At 32.0% G+C, this 1445-nt stretch carries 2 protein-coding genes; both read left to right on the top strand.

What is annotated here, in order from left to right:
• Window positions 1-733, top strand: a 733-nt coding sequence (locus F6K13_RS33025; RefSeq protein WP_287289908.1) for a glutaminase, incomplete at its 5' end; no start/stop codon positions are given.
• A gap of 463 nt (window positions 734-1196) precedes the next feature.
• A complete protein-coding gene (locus F6K13_RS33020; protein ID WP_287289906.1) occupies window positions 1197-1412 on the top strand; it encodes a hypothetical protein in 216 nt (71 codons plus the stop codon).
• The last annotated feature ends 33 nt before the right edge of the window (window positions 1413-1445 follow it).

Below are 1445 nucleotides of genomic sequence, written 5' to 3'. Positions count from 1 at the left end.
CATAAAGTTGCCTCTAATGAGTGCAATTAAACCTTTTTTACTCTTGTACTTATTATGTGAATTTGGCAGTGATTTTGTATTTAAAAGAGTAGGAATAGAATCTTCAGAAAAGCCTTTCAATTCTTTAGAACAACTGGAAGTTGATGGTGGATGGCCAAGAAATCCAATGATTAATAGTGGAGCGATCACTTTATCATCTTTACTACCAGGAAATACTGCTCAAGAGCGCTGTGAAAATTTTTGTTCTTGGCTTAACAAGTATGGAAAATGTCAATTATTTTTAGATACAAATATATTAGCTTCTGTTGGGTCTTTACCTAATCATAATAATCAAGTTATAGCTGCAAAATTGGTAGAAGCGGGTTATATTCAAAACTCGAAAATTGCTCTAGATACTTATAATCAAATTTGTTGTTTATCTGGCACAATTTTTGATTTTGCTAATCTAGGAATGTTGTTAGTAAAATATCCTTACTCTAAGTGGAAAAAACACTGTTGTGCAGTTAAAGCGCTAATGACTACCTGTGGTTTGTATGAAGCATCAAGTTGTTATGCTGTAAAAATAGGAATTCCAATTAAGTCTGGTGTAAGTGGAATTGTTTTGGGAGTAGTTCCTAGTACAGGAATAATTGTTTGCTATAGTCCTCCTCTAGATAAACAAGGAAATTCTGTAGTAGGTTTATTTCTCTTAGAGCTAATTTCTCAAAATTTACATTTAAGTGTCTTTTACTAATAAAAGTGTAATTAACGTCAGTTCGGATTAAGAGCAGTTATTTAACCTGGAATAATCTGAAACTATATAATCATGTTGAGCGGATGGTAGAATTAGCAACTATAGAATCAGGCTTTTAATTTATCCTGAATTCAGGTTAATTAGTTTTTCGTAAATAAAAAAATGAATCTATTTATGACCGAGTACCTTATTAATCTAGTATAATTTGGCTGTTATCTAATTTCAATATATAGATAAAAGACCAAATTATATTCAATCTTAAAGCTTTATTCTATAAGCTTTTTTCGACTAAAATCTCAGTACATTTTTTGACAGTAAGTTTCATCGAAATATATCATGCAGGTAGAGGAGTAAATTTTTATTACCTAAAACTCTAAGTTTTGTCTCTCATTGAACTGAAAAAGACTATATATAGCAATCCTACAGCGGTTTTCATTTCGGTAGACCACAGTAGAGACGTTCCATGGAACATCCCTACAGGGGGCGTGATTATGACGATGTGGTTCATCAATATGAAAAGCGCTGTAAATCATTCTTGTTGAAGAGGCAAGAAGCAAGAAGGAAAAAGGAAAAAGTAGATGGGGACTCAAACTCCAAGCAATTAGAGTTGTTGGGAATTAAGCTAAAAAAATGGCTAAAACCCTTATTAGTCAAAGTTTATAGCGTTTTTCAGTCCTAAGATACTGAAAACCTTATAGAATAAGCTTTTGAG

The organism is Okeania sp. SIO2B9 (assembly GCF_010672505.1).
Lineage (GTDB): Bacteria > Cyanobacteriota > Cyanobacteriia > Cyanobacteriales > Microcoleaceae > Okeania > Okeania hirsuta.
The sequence above is the reverse complement of the archived record's forward strand: the minus strand, read 5'-3'. Positions and strand labels throughout refer to the sequence as shown.